The organism is Micrococcus sp. KRD096, assembly GCF_017168495.1.
Classification (GTDB): Bacteria; Actinomycetota; Actinomycetes; order Actinomycetales; family Micrococcaceae; genus Micrococcus; species Micrococcus luteus.
Genome location: NZ_JABFAY010000020.1, coordinates 70680 through 90747, shown reverse-complemented (window position 1 = coordinate 90747; position 20068 = coordinate 70680). Strand labels below are relative to the sequence as shown.

Annotated in this window: 17 protein-coding genes; 11 read left to right on the top strand and 6 right to left on the bottom strand. The window is 73.7% G+C overall.

Annotation, left to right across the window (positions count from 1 at the left end; translation table 11 throughout):
- Positions 1–24 precede the first annotated feature (24 nt).
- The 4 genes from pdxT to J1M41_RS10535 all read right to left on the bottom strand — a co-directional run bounded on the left by pdxT (position 25) and on the right by J1M41_RS10535 (position 3096).
- Positions 25–657, bottom strand: a complete 633-nt coding sequence (gene pdxT, locus J1M41_RS10550; RefSeq protein WP_206451709.1) for a pyridoxal 5'-phosphate synthase glutaminase subunit PdxT — start codon at positions 655–657, stop codon at positions 25–27.
- Positions 654–1598: a pyridoxal 5'-phosphate synthase lyase subunit PdxS gene (gene pdxS / locus J1M41_RS10545; protein WP_036313496.1), complete on the bottom strand. Its 945-nt coding sequence runs from the start codon at positions 1596–1598 to the stop codon at positions 654–656. Before pdxS ends, pdxT begins: the two co-directional genes overlap by 4 nt.
- 115 nt (positions 1599–1713) lie before the next feature.
- Positions 1714–2199, bottom strand: coding sequence for a DedA family protein (locus J1M41_RS10540; protein ID WP_041102620.1), 486 nt, complete (start codon positions 2197–2199; stop codon positions 1714–1716).
- Positions 2200–2250: 51 nt separating this feature from the next.
- The gene (locus tag J1M41_RS10535) at positions 2251–3096 is read right to left on the bottom strand and encodes a CoA ester lyase (protein WP_113914326.1); all 846 of its coding nucleotides are present in this window, start codon (positions 3094–3096) and stop codon (positions 2251–2253) included.
- 158 nt (positions 3097–3254) lie between these two features.
- Here J1M41_RS10535 and J1M41_RS10530 point away from each other — a divergent pair, with 158 nt between their 5' ends.
- The 10 genes from J1M41_RS10530 (at position 3255) to J1M41_RS10485 (ending at position 15829) form a co-directional block, all read left to right on the top strand.
- The gene (locus J1M41_RS10530; RefSeq protein WP_206451708.1) at positions 3255–4076 is read left to right on the top strand and encodes a hypothetical protein; all 822 of its coding nucleotides are present in this window, start codon (positions 3255–3257) and stop codon (positions 4074–4076) included.
- 72 nt (positions 4077–4148) lie between these two features.
- The gene (locus J1M41_RS10525; protein ID WP_206451707.1) at positions 4149–5363 is read left to right on the top strand and encodes a PLP-dependent aminotransferase family protein; all 1215 of its coding nucleotides are present in this window, start codon (positions 4149–4151) and stop codon (positions 5361–5363) included.
- Positions 5364–5454: 91 nt separating this feature from the next.
- Positions 5455–7053 (top strand): fumarylacetoacetate hydrolase family protein, encoded by a 1599-nt coding sequence (locus tag J1M41_RS10520; protein ID WP_206451706.1) that lies wholly within the window; start codon positions 5455–5457, stop codon positions 7051–7053.
- A 2-nt stretch (positions 7054–7055) separates the two neighbouring features.
- Positions 7056–7757: a GntR family transcriptional regulator gene (locus tag J1M41_RS10515; RefSeq protein ID WP_063188614.1), complete on the top strand. Its 702-nt coding sequence runs from the start codon at positions 7056–7058 to the stop codon at positions 7755–7757.
- Between the two features lie 83 nt (positions 7758–7840).
- Entirely contained in the window at positions 7841–9385 is a 1545-nt protein-coding gene (hpaE, locus tag J1M41_RS10510) for a 5-carboxymethyl-2-hydroxymuconate semialdehyde dehydrogenase (RefSeq protein ID WP_206451705.1), read from the top strand.
- Positions 9386–9647: 262 nt separating this feature from the next.
- Positions 9648–10814 (top strand): 3,4-dihydroxyphenylacetate 2,3-dioxygenase, encoded by a 1167-nt coding sequence (gene hpaD / locus J1M41_RS10505; RefSeq protein WP_206451704.1) that lies wholly within the window; start codon positions 9648–9650, stop codon positions 10812–10814.
- Between the two features lie 411 nt (positions 10815–11225).
- Positions 11226–12011, top strand: coding sequence for a fumarylacetoacetate hydrolase family protein (locus J1M41_RS10500; RefSeq protein WP_206451722.1), 786 nt, complete (start codon positions 11226–11228; stop codon positions 12009–12011).
- Positions 12012–12139: 128 nt separating this feature from the next.
- Positions 12140–13000: an HpcH/HpaI aldolase/citrate lyase family protein gene (locus J1M41_RS10495; RefSeq protein ID WP_274607170.1), complete on the top strand. Its 861-nt coding sequence runs from the start codon at positions 12140–12142 to the stop codon at positions 12998–13000.
- 209 nt (positions 13001–13209) lie between these two features.
- Positions 13210–14160: a hypothetical protein gene (locus J1M41_RS10490; RefSeq protein ID WP_206451703.1), complete on the top strand. Its 951-nt coding sequence runs from the start codon at positions 13210–13212 to the stop codon at positions 14158–14160.
- Between the two features lie 172 nt (positions 14161–14332).
- On the top strand, positions 14333–15829 hold the full coding sequence (locus J1M41_RS10485; RefSeq protein ID WP_206451702.1) for a YdiU family protein: 1497 nt from the start codon (positions 14333–14335) through the stop codon (positions 15827–15829).
- 27 nt (positions 15830–15856) lie between these two features.
- Here the strand turns inward: J1M41_RS10485 and J1M41_RS10480 are convergent, their stop codons facing one another.
- Positions 15857–17146, bottom strand: a complete 1290-nt coding sequence (locus tag J1M41_RS10480) for an NAD(P)/FAD-dependent oxidoreductase (protein WP_206451701.1) — start codon at positions 17144–17146, stop codon at positions 15857–15859.
- Positions 17143–17472: a bifunctional 3-phenylpropionate/cinnamic acid dioxygenase ferredoxin subunit gene (locus J1M41_RS10475; protein WP_098094250.1), complete on the bottom strand. Its 330-nt coding sequence runs from the start codon at positions 17470–17472 to the stop codon at positions 17143–17145. Before J1M41_RS10475 ends, J1M41_RS10480 begins: the two co-directional genes overlap by 4 nt.
- Before the next feature lie 321 nt (positions 17473–17793).
- Here J1M41_RS10475 and J1M41_RS10470 point away from each other — a divergent pair, with 321 nt between their 5' ends.
- On the top strand, positions 17794–19851 hold the full coding sequence (locus J1M41_RS10470) for a LysM peptidoglycan-binding domain-containing protein (protein WP_206451700.1): 2058 nt from the start codon (positions 17794–17796) through the stop codon (positions 19849–19851).
- The last annotated feature ends 217 nt before the right edge of the window (positions 19852–20068 follow it).

The window sequence follows — 20068 nt, the reverse complement described above, 5'->3', positions numbered from 1 at the left end:
TCGCGCGCGGGGCCGGCCGGCCGCTCAGAGCCCCGCGAGGAACGCCCGGTGGAACGACCAGTCGCCGGTCACCTCAGGGTGGAAGGCCGTGGCGAGCAGGTGGCCCTGCCGCACGGCCACGGGCAGCCGCGCGTCGCCGTCGAGCCCCGGGTCCGCCGCGGGCACGGACAGACGCGACGCCGGCACGCTCGCCAGGACCTCGACGCCCTCCCCCGCCTGGAGGACGGCGGGGGCGCGGATGAACACGGCGTGCACCGGCTCCGCCGCGACCGCGGGGACGTCCAGGTCCTCCTCGAACGAGTCGACCTGCGCGCCGAAGGCGTTGCGCCGCACGGCCACGTCCAGCACGCCGAGCCCGCCCTGATCCGGCGCCGGGTTGCGGATCTCCCGGGCCAGCATGATCAGCCCCGCGCACGTGCCGTAGGCGGGCAGACCGTCGCGGAGGGCGGCGATGAGCGGGTCCTTGAGCCCCATGATCCGGGCGAGGCGGTCCATCACGGAGGACTCGCCGCCGGGCAGCACGATGCCGTCCAGACCCTCGAGGTCCGCGGGGCGGCGCACCGGGCGCGTGCGCGCGCCGAGGGACTCGAGCACGTGCACGTGCTCCCGCACGTCGCCCTGGAGGGCGAACACGCCGACGGTCTTCTGTGGACTCACCAGCCGCGCTCGGCCAGGCGGTGCGGGGCGGGCAGGTCGCCCACGTTGATGCCCACCATGGCCTCGCCCAGGCCACGGGAGGCCTCGGCGACCGCCATCGGGTCGTCGAACTGGGCGGTGGCCTTGACGATGGCGCGGGCGCGCTCGGCCGGGTTGCCGGACTTGAAGATGCCGGAACCCACGAACACGCCGTCGGCGCCCATCTGCATCATCAGGGCCGCGTCGGCCGGGGTGGCCACGCCGCCGGCGGTGAACATCACGACGGGCAGGGCGCCGGTCTCGGCGACCTCGCGCACCAGCTCGTACGGCGCCTGCAGCTCCTTCGCGGCCACGTACAGCTCATCCTGGGCCAGGCCCTGGAGCTGGGCGATCTCCTTGCGGATGGTGCGGATGTGCTTCACGGCCTCGGAGACGTCGCCGGTGCCGGCCTCGCCCTTGGACCGGATCATGGCCGCGCCCTCGGTGATGCGGCGCAGGGCCTCGCCGAGGTTGGTGGCGCCGCACACGAAGGGCACGTCGAAGTCCCACTTGTCGATGTGGTTCACGTAGTCCGCCGGGGAGAGCACCTCGGACTCGTCGATGAAGTCCACCTTGAGCGCCTGCAGCACCTGGGCCTCCACGAAGTGGCCGATGCGCGCCTTGGCCATCACGGGGATGGACACGGCCTCGACGATGCCGTCGATCAGGTCGGGGTCGGACATGCGGGCCACGCCGCCCTGGGCGCGGATGTCGGCCGGGACCCGCTCGAGCGCCATGACGGCCACGGCGCCGGCATCCTCGGCGATGCGCGCCTGCTCCGCGTTGACGACGTCCATGATCACGCCGCCCTTCATCATGTCCGCCAGGCCGCGCTTGACGCGGGTCGTGCCGGTGCCGCGGGCGCCGTCGTCGGCGGCGGAGGCGGTGGAGGCGGAGAAGCTGCGGGCGCGCTCGTCGCTCATGGTGGTCCTTCCGAAGGGGTGGCGGCCCCGGCCGCGGGGCGGCTGGCCAGGGCGAAGACGCGGTCAACTCTAGTCCCCCGGCGGCGCAGCCCGGCCCGCGTCACGGACGACGACGTCACCCGGCCCCGTGCCGGCGCAGCGTGCGGCGTCGGCGCCACACGACGAACGCAGCCACGGCCGCGAGGATCAGCACGAGGGCGAGGACACCCCGGCCCTCTCCGAGCGCCGCGCCGATGACGGCCCACACCACGGCCATCCCGACGGTCCCGTACACCACGCCCCACAGGAACGTGCCGAGCGCGGCCGCCGGCAGGAACCGGCGCCAGGGCATGCGGGCGACGCCGGCGGAGCCGATCACCGCCGTCTGGATGCCCACCGTGAGGTAGCAGAACGGGATGGCCCACACCCCGTGGCGCTGGATGAAGCGCTGGGCGCGGACATAGACGGGCCCCTCCATCACGCGGGCGAACCAGCGGGTCCGCTCGACGCCGGAGGCCAGCCCCCGCCCGAGCGAGAACACGATCAGGGTGCGCAGGATCGCCAGCATCCAGAAGAACCCGATGGACCACAGCAGCGGCAGCCCGTCGATCCACGCCATCATGGGCGGAGCCACCCGTCGGTGCGGGGACTCATGCGCGCGCCCCGGCCGTGCTCACGCGTTCCAGAGCCCGTACGAGTCCGCGAGGTCCGCGATCTTCTGGGCGCGCAGCACGCGGGGCAGGTACGAACCGTCGCCGACGGCGGCGCCCTGAGCATGCTTCTCGAGCAGGTCGCGGGCCCACGCGAGCTCGTCCTCGGACGGGGACATCGCCCGGTTGACCCAGTCCACCTGATCCCGGTTCAGGACGAGGCGGCCGGTCATGCCCATCGAGGCGGTGACGGCGCTGGAGTCGACGACCGCGTCCTCACCGTCCGCGTTGCCGGGCGGTCCGTCGATCGCCCCGGGCAGACCGCCCACGCGGGAGGCGATCACCATGCGGGAGCGGGCGTAGGCCATGGCCAGCGGGTCCTCGCCGACGCCGACGTCCTTGCGGAAGTCGTTCACGCCGAAGGCGAGACGGAACGTGCCCGGCGCCTTGGCCACGGCCGTGGCGTTCTCGATGCCCAGGGCGGACTCCAGCAGGGCGATCACCGGGGTGCCGGCGCGCAGACGCATCGCGGTGAACGTGACCTGCTCCGGCTCCTCGGTCTCGGCCAGCACGACGCCGCGCACGCCGTCGAGACCCGCGAGCGCCTCGAGGTCCCGCTGCCAGTGGTCCGTGGAGGTCGCGGAGATGCGCACCCACGCCGTCATGCCGCCGGAGAGGGCGTCCACGACGTGCTGGCGGGCCGCGTCCTTCTGCTCCTCCGGCACGGCGGCCTCGAGGTCGAAGATGACGGAGTCGGCCTCGGAGGCCAGGGCGGGGGCGAACGCGTCGGGGGTGGCCGCGTTGACCAGCAGCCAGGAGCGGCTGAGCTTGGCGGGCAGGGCGGCGGCGCGACGGTTCCTCACGGGCATGGCCTCCAGCCTAGCCCGCCGCGGCCGTCCGCCCGCGGGCCCCTTCCCACCCGCGGGAGGCCTCACATCCGCTCGCGGCGGGCGAGACGGACGGCCGTAGCATGGAGAGGCCGTCGGTCCGTCCGACGTCGCCGACCCCCGACCGCCAGGAGTACCCGATGCGCCCGCCCTCCCCTTCCCGCGCCCTGCGGATCACGGGTGCCGTGGCCGCCGCGTGCCTGCTGGCCGGCTGCGCGGTCGACCCCGGACTGGCCGAGGATTCGGCGTCCGACGACGGCGTGCCCCTGCCCGCGACGGAGGGGTATCAGCCGCTGACGGTCTACCTCGCCGTCGCGGAACCGGAGGCGGTCCCGGGGACGAGCGGCCGGCCCTTCGGCTGCGGCGACCTGCTGGTGCCCGTGCAGACCGTGCCGACGGACACCGAGGACGAGGCGGACGCCGCCCTGGACTTCCTGTTCGCGGACGAGCGCGGCTGGCACGGCGACCCGTCGCTGTGGAACGCCGTGTTCGACGCGCGCGAGACCCTCACCCCGACCGGGCACCGCCGCGAGGGCGACGTGGAGATCTTCACCTTCACCGGCACCGTGACGCCGGAGGACGAGTGCACGGCCGAGCGGATCCGCGCCCAGCTGCAGGCGACCGCCGCCGCCTTCACGTCCGCGGGCCAGGTCCGACTCGAGGTGGACGGCCGGGACCTCGACGACGTGTTGGGGCTCGAACCGCTCCGCCTCGGCGAGTCCGTGGACGTCCCGCAGGGGGACCCCACGCCGAGTGGGGAGCCGAGCGACGGATCCGGCGGGCAGACGTGGGCGCCGGAGGGCGAGTCGCCGGAGGACACGTGGGCTCCGGCCGAGCCCTCGACCTGGGCGCCGGCCGAGCCCTCGGACGACACCTGGGCGCCGGCCGAGGAGTCGTCGTGGGGTCCCGCCGAGCCGACCCAGGGCACGTGGTCCCCCGCCCAGGAGCCGAGCGCCCCCTGACCGGGCGACCCGCCGTCGTCGCCCGTCATCGGACCTTCGGGCACGGCCGCGCCGTGCTATAGGGTGCCGAGCGTGCGGAACCTCCGAGATCACCTGTCCCAGCGCGCCGTCGGCGTGAAGCAGTCCGCGGTCCGCGACGTCTTCGACATCGCGATGGACCCGAACCTCATCTCGCTCGCGGGCGGGAACCCGTGGCTCGCCGACCTGCCCCTCGACGAGCTGGGCCGGATCGCCTCCGACCTGATGACCCGGTTCGGCACGGAGTCCCTGCAGTACGGCCCGGGCCAGGGCACCGAGGAGATGCGTGCCGCCGCGACCGCCGTGATGGCCGCCGACGGCATCCCGGACGCGGATCCCGACCTCGTGGTCATCACCCCCGGCTCGCAGGCCGCGATCGACACCGCCTGCCGGGCGTTCGCGAACCCGGGCGACGTCGTCGTGGTGGAGGACCCCACGTTCGTGGGCGCGTTGACCACCTTCACCACCTGGCAGCTCGAGGCCGTGGCCACGGGCACCGACGACCACGGCCTGGTGCCCGCGGCCCTCGACGAGACCCTGACCCGCCTGGCCGCCGAGGGCCGCCGCGTGGCCTTCCTCTACACGATCCCCTCGTTCGCGAACCCCTCGGGCGCCCTGCTGCCCCCGGGCCGCCGCGCCGAGGTGGGCGCGATCTGCGAGAAGCACGGCGTGCTCATCGTGGAGGACAACCCGTACGGGCAGATCGCGTTCGGCGGCGAGCCCGTCGCGCCGATCGCCGCTGACCACCGGGACAACGTGGTCTACCTCGGCACGATGTCCAAGATCTTCTCCCCGGGCATGCGCATCGGCTGGGCGCTCGTGCCGGCCGCGCTCCAGCGCGAGTTCTACCTGTGCGCGGAGTCCGCCTACATCCACGCGTCCACGTACTCGCAGATGCTCTCCACCGCCTTCGTCACGCAGCTGGACTGGCAGGGCCACGTCCGCCACGTGACCGGGCTGTACCGCGAGCGGGCCGCGGCGCTCGTGGACGCGGTGCGTGAACACTGGGACCCGGGGGTCGAGTTCATCACCCCGCAGGGCGGCTTCTTCCTGTGGGCCACCCTGCCGGCCGGGGTGGACACCCTCGAGGTGATGCACCGCGGCATCGAGGCGGGCGCGGTGTTCGTGCCGGGGGCGGCCTTCACCCCCGTCGAGGGCACGCACTCCACCCTGCGCCTGGCGTACTCGTTCGTGGACGCCCAGAAGCTCGTGGAGGGCGTGCGGCGCCTGGCCCCCGCGGTGAACGAGTCGATCGCCCGGGCCCGCTGAGCCGCTGCGGGCGTCCACGACGACGGCCCGGCACGCCCGCCGGGCGTGCGGCCTCTTCCCCCGGCCCGCGGGATCGTATACGATCTCGACCATGACGCAGAGCACACCGGACCCCACGCCCACCGTCACCGAGCGCGACTTCACCGTCCGGGAGAACCGGCCGGGCAAGGTGCTGGCCCTGCACCTGAACTACCCCTCCCGCATCGCCCAGCGCGGCCGGTCCCCGCAGGCCCCCGGCTACTTCCTCAAGGCCGGCACCTCCATCGCCCGCAGCGGCGACACGATCGAGCGCCCCGCCGGCACCGAGCTGCTCGCCTATGAAGGCGAGATCGCGCTGATCATCGGCCGCACCGCCCGGCGCGTCAGCCCGGAGGAGGGCTGGTCGTACGTCTCCGGCATCACCGCCGCCAACGACTGGGGCCTCTACGACCTCCGCCACGCGGACAAGGGCTCCAACGTCAAGAACAAGTCCGGCGACGGCTACACCCCGCTCGGCCCCGCGGTGATCGCCGCCGCGGGCCTGGACCCGGCCGCCCTGCGCGTGCGCACCTGGGTCAACGGCGAGATCGTCCAGGACGACACCACCGAGGGCCTCGTCTTCCCGTTCGGCCGGCTCGTGGCCGACCTCTCGCAGCTCATGACGCTCGAGGAGGGCGACGTCATCCTCACCGGCACCCCCGCCGGATCCTCCGTGGCCCAGCCGGGCGACGTCGTCGAGGTGGAGGTGGACGCCCCCAGCGCCCCCGGCGCCCCGACCACCGGCCGCCTGGTGACGACGGTCGTCGACTCGGAGCACTCCCTGGCCCCGTTCGGCGCGCAGCCGCAGGTGGACGACGTGCAGCGCGAGGAGGCCTGGGGCTCCCGCGAGGCCGCCGGTCTGGCCCCGCAGGCCGCGGCGCCGTCGTCGTCCGCGGTGGACGAGAACGGCCACTGGGTCGCGAGCGCCCCGCAGCCCGACCGCTCCCTGCTGACCCCGGCGCTGCGCGCCAAGATCGACGCCATCGCGGTGGCCACCCTCACCGCCCAGCTGCAGAAGCGCGGCATCCAGAACGCGACCATCGACGGCCCGCGCCCGATCCACCGGGGTCGGCGCGTCCTCGGCTACGCGAAGACCCTGCGCTACATCCCCAAGCGCGAGGACCTGTTCAAGGAGTTCGGCGGCGGCTTCAACGCCCAGAAGCGGGCCATCGACTCGGTGCAGCCGGACGACGTGGTGGTCATGGAGGCCCGTGGCGAGCACGGCACCGGCACCCTCGGGGACGTCCTGGCCCTGCGCGCCCAGGTGAACGGCGCGAACGCCGTGATCACGGACGGCGGCATCCGTGACTCCGCCGCGGTGGCCGAGGTCGGCCTCCAGGTCTACGCCGGCGCCACGCACCCGGCCGTGCTGGGCCGCCGTCACATCCCGTGGGAGGTCGGCGGCACCATCGCCTGCGGCGGCACCACCGTGCAGCCCGGCGACATCATCGTCGGTGACGACGACGGTGTGGTGGTCATCCCGCCGTCTCTGCTCCAGGAGGTCGTGGACGACGCCTACGAGCAGGAGCTCCAGGACGCCTGGGCGTACGAGCAGGTCAAGGCCGGCCACCCGGTGGACGGGATGTTCCCCCCGAACGCCGAGTGGAAGGCCAAGTTCGCCGAGTACCGCAAGACCCTGCCGGACGCCCCGGCCCCGGAGGGCGACGCCTGAGCATGCGCCGGACGGACATCGGAACGGTCGGCCTCGCAGGAGCCCCCGTCTCCAAGGCGGACCGCGCCTACCAGGCGATCCTCGAGGGGATCCGGGACCAGCGCCACGAGCCGGGCGACCGGCTGGTGCTGTCCCAGATCGCCGCGGAGCTGGGCATGTCCGTGGTGCCCGTGCGGGAGGCGATCCGCCGCCTGCAGTCCGAGAAGCTGGTGGCCTATGAGCGCAACGTGGGCGCGACCGTGGTGGGCATCGACCCGGTCGAGTACCGCCACACCATGGAGACGCTGGCGCTGGTGGAGGGGTTCTCCACTGCCCAGTGCGCCCCGCACGTGACCGCCGAGGACCTCGCGGCGGCCCGCGAGGTGAACGCGACCATGCGCGCGATGACGGAGTCGGAGAAGGCCTGGGACCCGGTGGCGTTCACCGAGCTCAACCGTCGCTTCCACTCGATCCTGTTCGAGCATCACCAGAACGAGCACGTGCACGACCTGGTGCACCGCGGCTGGAACCGCCTGGCCGCGCTGCGCTCCTCCACGTTCGCGTACGTGCCCGGTCGGGCGGTGGCCTCCGTGGACGAGCACGAGCACCTGCTGCGCCTGATCGAGGACGGGGCGCGCTTCGAGGAGATCGAGGCCGCCGCCCGCGCCCACCGCCTGAACACCCTGCACGCCTACCTGGAGCACAGCGCCGAGCCGTCCGCGTGACCGCCGGCCGGACCGGCGCCGACGCCGGCTGCTCCAGGCCCCGATCATCAGACCCACCCGAAGCACTCAGTGAAAGAGACACCATGACGGAGAAGACCAGCATCGAGGCCCGCAAGCCCGCGGGCCTGCCCGACGTCCTGCGCCACTACATCGACGGCGAGTTCGTCGACTCGATCGACGGCGACACCTTCGAGGTGCTCGACCCGGTGACCAACGAGCCGTACCTGACGGCCGCCTCCGGCAAGGCCGCGGACATCGACCGCGCCGTCGCCACCGCGAAGCGGGCCTTCGAGTCCGGCGAGTGGTCCCAGGCCCTGCCGCGCCAGCGCTCCCGCGTGCTGCACCGGATCGCCGACATCATGGAGACCCGCGGCGACCAGCTGGCCGAGATGGAGTGCTTCGACACCGGCCTGCCGATCAAGCAGGCGAGGGGCCAGGCCGCCCGCGCCGCCGAGAACTTCCGCTTCTTCGCGGACCTGATCGTGGCCCAGCACGACGACACCTTCAAGGTGCCGGGCCGCCAGATCAACTACGTGAACCGCAAGCCGATCGGCGTCGCCGGCCTGATCACCCCGTGGAACACCCCGTTCATGCTGGAGTCCTGGAAGCTGGCCCCGGCCATCGCCACCGGCAACTCGGTGGTGCTCAAGCCCGCCGAGTTCACCCCGCTCTCGGCCTCCCTGTGGGGCGGGATCTTCGAGGAGGCCGGCCTGCCGAAGGGCGTGTTCAACATGGTGCACGGCTTCGGCGAGGAGGGCTACGCGGGCGACCCGCTCGTGAAGCACCCGGACGTGCCGCTGATCTCCTTCACCGGCGAGTCCCGCACCGGCCAGATCATCTTCGCCAACGCCGCCCCGCACCTGAAGGGCCTGTCCATGGAGCTCGGCGGCAAGTCCCCGGCCGTGGTGTTCGAGGACGCGGACCTGGACGCGGCGATCGACGCGACCATCTTCGGCGTGTTCTCCCTGAACGGCGAGCGCTGCACCGCCGGCTCCCGCATCCTGGTCCAGCGTTCCGTCTACGACGAGTTCGTGGAGCGCTACGCCGCCCAGGCCTCCCGCGTGAAGGTCGGCCTGCCGGACGACGAGACCACCGAGGTCGGCGCGATCGTGCACCCGGAGCACTTCGAGAAGGTCATGTCCTACGTGGAGATCGGCAAGACCGAGGCCCGCCTGGTGGCCGGCGGCGGCCGCCCGGAGGGCTTCCCCGAGGGCAACTTCGTGCAGCCCACCGTGTTCGCGGACGTGGCCCCGGAGGCCCGGATCTTCCAGGAGGAGATCTTCGGCCCGGTGGTGGCCATCACCCCGTTCGACACGGAGGAGGAGGCCCTCGAGCTGGCCAACAACACGAAGTACGGCCTCGCAGCGTACATCTGGACGAACGACCTCAAGCGCGCCCACAACTTCGCGCAGAACGTGGAGGCCGGCATGGTGTGGCTGAACTCCAACAACGTGCGGGACCTGCGCACCCCGTTCGGCGGGGTGAAGGCCTCCGGCCTGGGCCACGAGGGCGGCTACCGCTCGATCGACTTCTACACCGATCAGCAGGCCGTGCACATCAACCTCGGCGAGGTCCACAACCCGGTGTTCGGCAAGCAGGAGCAGGCCGCGGCGAAGATCGACGGCTGACCCGCACTGACCGGCGACCACGACGGCGCCCGCACCGTCCCCGCGACGGTGCGGGCGCCGTCGTCGTGGTGGGGCCGGGCCGGGCTTCTCCCCCGGCCCACCCGACGCGGGTTGAGTTGTCGCGGGTGCGGGCGCCCCGGACCCGCGACAACTCAACCCGCGTTCCTCGACCGCCTTCCCGCCGGTCGCCCGGATCGTATACGATCGAGCCCGTGACCGTGTCCCAGGCCACAGCGCACCGCCCCCTCACCAAGGAGCACCGATGACCAACCTCGAGAGCCGCCAGAAGACCTCCTCCGGCTTCTTCGTCACCAAGGAAGTCCTCATCGACCCGGAGAACCCCCTCCCCACCCCGACGTCCGAGGCGCCGGACATCCTGCGCTGCGCCTCGATGGAGCTCGTGGTCACGGACCTCGCCCAGTCCCGCGAGTTCTACGTGGACGTGCTCGGCCTCGTGGTCACCGAGGAGGACGAGGAGACCGTCTACCTGCGCTCCATGGAGGAGTTCATCCACCACAACCTGGTGCTGCGCCAGGGCGAGACCGCCGCCGTGGCCGCGTTCTCCTACCGCGTGCGCACCCCCGAGGACCTGGACAAGGCGGTCGCCTTCTACGAGGAGCTGGGCTGCCGCGTGGAGCGCCGGAAGGACGGCTTCGTCAAGGGCGTCGGCGACTCTGTGCGCGTCGAGGACCCGCTGGGCTTCCCCTACGAGTTCTTCCACGACGTCGAGCACGTGGAGCGCCTGGCTTGGCGCTACGACCTCTACACCCCGGGCGCACTGGTCCGCCTGGACCACTTCAACCAGGTGACCCCGGACGTGCCGCGTGCCGCCCGCTACATGCAGGACCTGGGCTTCCGCGTCACCGAGGACATCCAGGACGAGAACGGCACCGTCTACGCCGCGTGGATGCGCCGCAAGCCCACCGTGCACGACACCGCCATGACCGGCGGCGACGGCCCGCGGATGCACCACGTGTGCTTCGCCACGCACGAGAAGCACAACATCCTGGCGATCTGCGACAAGCTCGGCGCCCTGCGCATGTCCGACCACATCGAGCGCGGCCCGGGTCGCCACGGCGTCTCCAACGCGTTCTACCTCTACCTGCGCGACCCCGACGGCCACCGCGTGGAGGTCTACACCCAGGACTACTACACCGGCGACCCGGACAACCCCGTGGTCACCTGGGACGTGCACGACAACCAGCGCCGCGACTGGTGGGGCACCCCGGTCGTGCCGTCCTGGTACACCGATGCCTCCCGCGTGCTGGACCTCGACGGCAACCTGCAGCCGCTGGTTTCCCGCACCGACGACTCGGAGATGGCCGTGACCATCGGCGCCGACGGCTTCTCCTACACCCGCGAGGGGCAGGGCGAGGAGTCCATGCCGGAGTGGAAGCAGGGCGAGTACAAGCTCGGCAACCAGCTCTGACCGGCACGGCCGGCACCGCTTCGGGACACCACGACGACGGCGGGCACCCAACGCAGGTGCCCGCCGTCGGCGTCCGCCCTCCCTGCCATCCTCCGCGTCTCCCCGCCCCGCGCCGTTCGAGGCGGAAAATCCATCTCATTCGAGCCAGGAGGGCCAGTTTGAGCTCGATTTCCCGCCTCAAAGCGTGGGGAGCAGGGGTGTCCCGCCTCGCAGACGGGCGTCGGGGGTCGCCGGGCCGCGAGGGGCTGGCCTGGCTCACGGTGCACCGCCGCAAGCCCGGGCTGGGCATCGGGACGCGCGCCCCGGACTGATCCGGGGCGGTGACAGGATGGCGACGGGGCCGGGGGCCGAACCGCGTAATCGTATACGATCAAGGCGAGGCCCCTGCCCGTCGTCGTGAAGGAGACCGCTGTGCTGGACCACGAGACCCACGTCAAGATCGCCGACGAGCTGCACCGCGCGGGCATCGACCGCGTGCCCGTGGCGCGGCTGACCGCGCGCTACCCGGAGATGGAGATCGAGGACTCGTACGCCGTCCAGCGCATCTGGGCCGAGCGTCAGGTCGAGGCGGGCCGCCGCAAGGTGGGCCACAAGATCGGCCTGACCTCGAAGGCCATGCAGGACGCCACCGGAATCGACGAGCCGGACTACGGCGTGATCTTCGACGACCAAGTGTTCGAGTCCGGCCACGTGTACGAGTGGAAGAAGTACACCCATCCGCGCATCGAGATGGAGCTGGCGTTCGTGCTGCGGGACGAGCTGCGCGGGCCCGGCCTGAACCTGATGGACGTGCTGCGCGCCACCGAGTACGTGGTGCCCGCGCTCGAGGTGCTGGACTCGCGCATCGAGATGGCCGGCCGCACCATCACGGACACCATCTCGGACAACGCGGCGCTGGGCTCCCTGGTGATCGGCGGCCGCCCCGTGGGCGTGCACGACGTCGACCTGCGGTGGGTCTCCGGCATCCTCTCCCGCAACGAGGAGATCATCGAGACCGGCGTGGCCGCGGGCGTGCTGAACCACCCGGCCAACGGCGTGCACTGGCTGGCCAACCGCATCGCCGAGCACGGAGACGCGCTCGAAGCCGGTGAGATCGTGCTCGCCGGCTCCTTCACCCGCCCGATGTGGGTGTACGAGGGCGACACCGTCTACGCCGACTACGGCCCGCTCGGCACCATTACCTGCCGCTTCGCCTGACCCGCCCGTCGTCGTCGCCCCGCCCGCCCGCAACGCGGGTTGACCTATCACCAGTACGACCCCGCTCCACCCGCGACAACTCAACCCGCGTCGGGTGGAGGGCGCGGAGAACCCCGGAGGAACGTCCCATGCCCGTCCGCCACAACCCGCAGCCGCTGTTCCGCGACCTCTTCACGCCCGAGGCCGTCGCCGCCCGTGGGGGCCGCCCCGCCGCCGGCATGTTCCTCTCCTCCGGGGACCCGACGACGGCGGAGATCTGCGCCGGCGCGGGCCTCGACTACCTGCTCATCGACGCCGAGCACGCCCCGCTGACCCTGCAGGACGTCCTTGCCCAGCTGCGCACGATCGCCGGCTACCGCGTGCCCACCCTGGTGCGCGTGCCGGCGCTGGACACCGTGGCCATCAAGCAGTTCCTGGACCTGGGCGCCCAGACGCTGCTGGTGCCCATGGTCGACGACGCCGCGATGGCCCGCCACGCCGTGGCCGCCGCCCGCTACCCGGACGGCTCCGCCGAGGGCGGGGTGCGCGGCGTGGGCTCCGCCCTGGCGCGCTCCGGCCGCTGGAACCGGATCCCCGGCTACCTGCCCGGCGCGGCGGACCACGTCTCCGTGATCGTGCAGATCGAGACCGCCGCCGGCGTGCGCAACGCGGACGAGATCGCGGCGGTGGACGGGATCGACGGCGTCTTCATCGGCCCCTCGGACCTCTCCGCGTCCCTGGGCCTGCTCGGCCAGCAGTCGCACCCGGAGGTGGTGGCCGCGGTCGAAGAGGTCATCGCGAAGGTCAAGGCCGCCGGGAAGATCGTGGGCGTCAACGCGTTCGTGCCCGCGCAGGCCGACGCCTACGCCGCCGCCGGTGCGGACTACGTCAACGTGGGCGCCGACGTCGCCCTGCTGGCCCGCGCCGCCGAGGCCCTCGCCGACCGCTGGTGCCCGGAGCCGAGCGACGCCGCGGGCGACGGGGAGGGCGCGCCCCGCGCGTCGTACTGACCTGGTCATCCCCTCACTTCGGGGCGCGAAATCCACCCCATGGACGCCCGATCCTGGCCCATGACGTGGATTTCCCGCCTCGAATGGCTCGGGGCCGGCGCCCCGGGGGACGTCACCGCCTCCTGCACAACCGCGCCGGGCCCCCTCGCGCGTCCCCAGGCCCCCGCTCGTCTGTCTCGGGATGCCGACCGACGGAGCACGCTCGCCGCATGCCCCGTCGTCCCGCCCCGCTGCCGCCGTCGATCGACCCCACCGCCTTCACGGTCGATGACGCGCGCCGGGCGGGTGTGACGTGGTCCCGTCTGCAGTCCTCAGACCTGCGGCGGCTGCGCCACGGCATCTACGGGCCGGCCGGCTCTGCGGCGGTCTCCGTTCGTGAGTGGACGCTGGATGAGGTCCGCGCGTACCAGCGGCGCCATCCCGACGTCGTCGTCAGCCATGAGACCGCCGCCCGTCTGCACGGCCTGACCGTGCCCGCACGGCTGCTGGCCCCCGGTGCGGTGCACGTCAGCGTCGGCACGTCGGGCGGCCGGCCGGTCCAGGCGGGTCTGGTGCCCCACCGCATCGAGGTGCCGGAGAAACAGCGGATGACGCGGGGCGGCGTGCTCGTGACGACGCCGGCCCGCACGCTGTGGGACCTGTGCGCGGCACGGGCGGCGCTCACGGAGCGGGACGTCGTCGCCGCCGGTGACGCGCTGCTCTGCCCGCCGTGGCTGCCCGGCGGCGGACGCGGGGATCCCGCCTACACCCCGGAGGAGCTCGTCCGATCGCTGGCCGAACGGGGACGTTTCCGGGGGCGCGGACTGGCCCGGGCAGCGCTGGCGAGGATGCGCGTGGGGGCGGATTCGCCGCGCGAGACGCGTCTGCGGCTGGCGCTCGTCGATGCCGGGCTGCCGGAGCCCGAGGTGCAGTGCCGGCTGGACCCGTCAGACCGCCGCGCTCCGACGGTCGACCTCGGGTATCGGCCGTGGCGCCTCGCGTTGCAATACGAAGGCGAGCACCACCGCACCGCCGAGCAGCAGGCCCGCGACGTGCTGCGCGACCGCTGGTGCGCCGACCACGACTGGCTCTCGATCAAGGTCATGTGGGCCGACGCTCGGAACGACTACGCGGACGTCGTCGCGCGGGTGCGGCGCCGGGCGGCCGCGTTCGGTGGGTGACCCGGTGAGATCCACGGTCACCGCAGTCCGCCACGGCCCCCCGTTTCGAGGCGGGAAATCCAGGTCAAAGCGCTCTGGTCCACGCCCGTGGGGTCGATTTCCCGCCTCGAAAGGACGGGTGCGGTGGGAGTCGGCCCGTGAACACCCGTCCTCCTCCACGTAGCGTGGCCCCATGACCGCGTCCGTTCCCGCCCTGAGCTCGCATTTCGCCGACACCTTCCCGGAGCTCGCCCTGCCCTGGCAGGCCCAGGCCACGGACGGCCCGCAGCTCGTCCTGCTCAACGCCGGCCTCGCGGCGGAGCTCGGCCTCGACGCCGAGTGGCTCGCCACCGACGACGGCGTCTCCTTCCTCACCGGCGAGCAGCCCGGCCCGGGCGCGCGGCCGGTCGCGCAGGCGTACGCGGGCCACCAGTTCGGCCACTACTCTCCCCGCCTGGGTGACGGGCGCGCCCTCCTCCTCGGCGAGCTCACGGCTCCGGACGGTCGGCTCCACGACCTGCATCTCAAGGGCTCCGGTCGCACGCCCTTCGCGCGCGGCAACGCCGACGGGCAGGCCGTGCTCGGCCCCATGCTCTGCGAGTACGTGGTCTCCGAGGCGATGCACGCCCTCGGCGTGCCGACCACGCGGGCGCTGGCCGTCGTCGGCACGGGCCACCCGGTCCGCCGCGAGACCGTGCTGCCGGGTGCGGTGCTGGCCCGGACGGCCGCGTCGCACCTGCGCGTCGGCACGGCCCAGTACGCCGCGGCCCTCCCCGAGCAGGCGCACCCCACGGAGGTGCTGCGCCGGATCGTCGACGAGGCCATCGCCCGCCACCACCCGCACGCCACCGACGCCGAGCACCCCGCGCTCGCGCTCTACGAGGCGGTGATCGCCGCGCAGGCCGAGCTCATCTCCCGCTGGATGCTCGTCGGCTTCGTGCACGGTGTGATGAACACGGACAACATGACCCTATCCGGCGAGACCATCGACTACGGCCCCTGCGCGTTCATCGACGCCTTCGACCCGGCCGCGAGCTTCTCCTCGATCGACACCCAGGGCCGGTACGCGTACGGCAACCAGGGGCCCATCGCGGCGTGGAACCTCGCTCGGCTCGGCGAGGCCCTCGTGCCCGTGCTCGACGACGACCCCGACCGCGCCGTCGCACTCGCCCAGGAGGCGCTGGGCAGGTTCCACGGCGCCCATCTCGCGGCGTGGCGGGGCGGACTGCGGGACAAGCTCGGTCTCCCGGCGTCCGTGGCGGAGGACGACGTCGCCGCGCTCACCGACCGCCTGTTCCCGTGGCTGGCCGCGGCGCGGGCCGACTGGACCTCGTTCTGGGTGCGGCTGGCCGAGCACACGGCGGCGCCCGTGGACGACGACGCGGCCCGCACCGAGGCGGCACGACTCGTCCCCGGCGCCCCGGACCCCGCGGGGCTCGCCGCCTGGCTCGCGGACTGGCGGGCGATGGGTCCCGATCCGGCCCGGATGCGCGCGGTGAACCCCGTCTACATCCCGCGGAACCACCTGCTCGACGAGGCCCTGACGGCCGCGGAGGGCGGGGACCTCGCCCCGGTCCACCGGCTGCTCGAGGCCGTCACGGATCCCTTCACCCCGCGCCCCGGGTTCGAGCGGTACGCGGAGCCGGGTCCGGCGGACGGGGCCCCGTTCGTCACCTACTGCGGTACCTGACCGCTTTCGTTGACGAAACGGGCGCCCTCACCCCCGCGCCAGCGACTTGACCGGCACGGCCGGGTCCGCGAGCGCGGCGGCGTCCACCACGATCCCCCGGTCGATGATGCGCCGGGCGGCCTTGACGGTCATGGGGTCGTCGATCGACGCGGCCCCGCGCAGGGTCCCGTCCGCGGCCAGGGCGAAGCTCGCCACCACGACGCCGCGCACCTCGCGGTCCACGATCCGCCCACCGGCCGGCACCGTCATGTCCCCCACGGCCTCCACGTGGGCGTCGTACCGGTCGGACCAGAACCACGGGGCGCCCGGGGCGTCCGCCTGCTCCCCCAGGAGCGCCGCCGCGGCGGCCGCACCGGAACGCAGGGCCGGCTCCCAGTGCCGCGACGGCGCCCACGCGGACTCCCGGGCGCGCGCGGCGTCACCCACGGCCAGGATCCCGGGCACGGTCGTGCGGCCCATCGCGTCCGTGAGCACGCCGTCGGCCACCTCCAGACCGGCGTCCTCGGCGAGGGCGGTGTCCGGCACGGTGCCCCCGGCCAGCACCACGACGTCGGCGTCCACGGTCCGCCCGTCGTGGAGGTGGAGCCGGTGGGCGGCCGGCAGCGCGGCGCCGCCGTCGGCGTCCCGGTGCTCGATCCAGGCCGCCCGGCCGACCTCGACCGCGACCCCGTGCTCGACGTGCATCCGGTGCAGGCGGGCGGCCAGCGCCGGCCCGACGGCTGCGCGGGCCGGGGCGTCCGTCCCGGTCACGAGCGTCACCGCGGCGAGCGAGCGACGCGCCGCGGCCGCGACCTCCGCCCCCGTGAAGCCGCCGCCCACGACCGCCACCTCGGCCCCGAACGTCAGGCGGTCGCGCAGGGCCTCGGCGTCGGAGCGGGTGCGCAGGGTGATCAGGTCCGGGTGGTCGGCGCCGGCGACGTCGAGGGCCCGGGGTCGCCCGCCCGTGGCGAGCACGACCGCGTCCGCCTCCAGGACCCGCCCGGAGGCCGTCTCCACCCGGTGGGGCGCGGGGCCGCCGTCGGGGTGGACACCGCCCGGCACCACCCGGACCGCCAGGTCCTCCACCAGCTCCACCCCGTGCTCGGCGAACCACGCCGGCGGGGCGAGCAGCAGGCGGCGCGCGTCCGCGTCGCCGGTCAGGAACTCCTTGCTCAGGGGTGGCCGGTCATAGGGCACGCCCTGCGGGTCCACGAGGGCGATCTCGCCCGCGAAACCGCGACGCCGCAGCTCGCGGACCACGGCGAAGCCCGCGACGCCGCCGCCCACCACCGCGACCGAGCCGGGCACGCCTGCCGGGGCCTCGACGTCGTGGCTCATGCGCCGGGGACGAGGTAGAGCTGGCCCTCGCGCTCCTCGACGCGGTGCACGCCGACGCCCTTGGTGGCGGGCAGGCAGAGCGCCTCGCCGGTGCGCAGGCAGAACTGCGCGGCGTGCAGCGGGCACTCCACGCGGTCGTCCTCGAGCCAGCCCTCGGCCAACGAGGCGTCCTCGTGGGTGCAGGTGTCGTCGATCGCGTGGAACTCGCCCGCGTCCGTGTGGAACACCGCGACGTCGTCCCTCGTCCCCGCCGTCGCCGCCGGGACGACGATCGCCTCACCCTCCGGGACGTCCGCCGCCGCGCCGATGTGGATCGACTCCGCCATGGTCTGCCTCCTCTGGTTCCCGGGCCGGGCGGCCCGTGGTGGTCTCCCGCCACCGTATCCCCCGGCGCGGACCCGACACCCCTCCGCTGTGCTCCGCCCCGGCGCCACACCGTGCCCACCTGTGAATGGATGAACCGGACATCACCGGGGTGTGAAATGACCCGACAAGCCTGAGAAAAAGGTTCCCGGGAATGGTCAATCACGCTACGATCACGACGGCTCTCCGGCCGTCATCCCGCCCGCACCACGTCACCGACCCGGGAAAGCGACACGGCCCGCGCCTGTCATTCCTCGGGCACTCCACCTTCCGAAGGCATCCGCATGAAGATTCTCCCGCCGGGTTCCGCCGCGTCCCCCCGCCCGCTCGCGCCCGCCGTCGCGGTCGCCGCGCTCTCCGTCCTCGTCGGCGGCCTGCTCCCGCAGCCGCCGTCCGCGACCACGGAGGGCGCCCCCGACGCGCGCCCGCTCGACGACGCCGCCCGCGCCACGACCGCCGGCGCGGCCGCGACCCCCGCGTCGGCCGCTCCCGTCGAGGGCGCCGGCGTCGCGACCGTCCCGCAGGAGGGCGAGAACCTCGTCCCGGCCGAGGAGGCTCCGGCCGGCGTCGTGCTCGGCGAGCCCGTGGTGGACCGCCCGTTCACGGTGGCCGCCGCCGTGTGGGACGCCGCGGCGGACGACGCCGTCGAGCGCGTGGAGATCCGCGTGCGTCAGGACGGGGCCTGGGGCCCGTGGCAGGTCCTGGATCGGCCCGTCCTGCCCGAGGGCGCCGCCCCCGCGCGCACCGGCACGGACCCGTTCGTCGCGTTCGGCGCGGACGGCGCCCAGCTGCGCGTGACCACCGTCGACGGCGCAGCCCCGGCCGGCCTCGAGCTGTCCCTCATCGACCCGGGCACGGCCGCCACGGACGAGACCGTCGCGAGCGCGCAGCCGGCGGTGACCGCCGAGCAGGCCGCCGAGACCGCCGGCCTGCCCCGGGGCGTGAAGTCGAGCGCCGTCGTCGGGGGCGCCGCACCCGCCGAGGGCCACACCGTGGCCACGGTCTCGGACGCCCGCGCGAAGATCCTTCCGGACGTGATCACCCGCGCACAATGGGGCGCGGACGAGTCCTGGGCCGAGTCCTCCCCGCAGTTCGACCAGGTGCGCGCGCTGACCATCCACCACACGGCCGGCACCAATGACTACACGCGCGCCCAGGCCGTCGAGCCGATGCGCGGCATCTACGCGTACTACACGAGGACCCTCGGCTGGGGCGACTTCCCGTACCACCTGATCACGGACCGCTTCGGCAACATCTACGAGGGCCGCCGCGGCGCCTTGGACTCGAACCCGCTGGGCACGCACGCGGGCGGGTTCAACCGGGGCACGATGGGCGTCTCCACGATGGGCAACTACGACGTGGTCGCCCCGTCCGAGGAGGTCGTGGACGCGATGGCCCGCGCCACCGCGTACTACCTGTACCGCGACGGCATCGACGCGCGGGGCCGGGTCACCCTGACCTCGGGCGGCAGCACGAAGTACGCCGCGGGCACGCCCGTCACCGTGGACACGATCTTCCCGCACCGGGCCACGTCCGCGACCGCGTGCCCGGGGCAGCACCTGATGGCCCGCTTCGACGACCTGCGGGACCGCGCCGAGGCCATCGCGACGGCGGCCGGCCAGCCGCCGGCACCGGCCACCCCGGCGCCGATGCCGGCCCCGTCGACCGAGCCGTCGACCGCCGGCACGTACACGGTGCAGCCGAACGACGGCTGGTGGACCATCGCCCGCCGCACCGGCGTACCTGCGGCCACCCTCCAGGAGCTCAACGGCATGACCGAGTCGACCGTGCTCCACCCGGGCATGGTGCTGCGCACCGTCGCCGACCCGACCGCCCCGGAGCCCACCCCGATCACCACCGGCACCTACACGGTGCAGCCGAACGACGGCTGGTGGGTCATCGCCCGACGGACCGGCGTGTCCGCCGCGGAGCTCCAGCGGCTCAACGGCATGACGGCGTCCACCGTCCTGCACCCGGGGATGGTGCTCATCACGGCCGCCACGGCGCCGGCCTCCCCGCCCGCGCCTGCCCCGGGCACGTACACGGTCCGCGAGGGCGACGGCTGGTGGATCATCGCCCACCGCACCGGCGTGACGATGGAGACCCTCCAGCGCCTCAACGGCATGACCGCGACCACCGTGCTGCACCCGGAGATGGTGCTGCGGACCGGCCAGACCGCCTCCGCCCCGGCGCCCTCGCCCGCCACCTACGTGGTCCAGGCGAACGACGGCTGGTGGCTCATCGCCCAGCGCACGGGCGTCTCCATGGAGCGCCTGCAGCGCCTCAACGGTATGACGGTCTCGACCATGCTCCACCCGGGCATGGTGCTGCGCACCGCCTGAGCACCCCGCCGGGACGACGTCGGCCCGCGCCTGCGCGTGAAGGTGCCGGCCGCCGTCGTCGGTTGAGTTATCACCGGTCGTAGGCCGCGGCACCCGGGATAAGTCAACCGGCGTTCCCCCGAGGCACGAGTGGGACGCCGAGGACGCCCTCGTCGCGCTGCGCCGCTGAGCGGCCGTCACAGACCCGGCCTCTCCGCCCCCGGGCGCCCCCGGACCC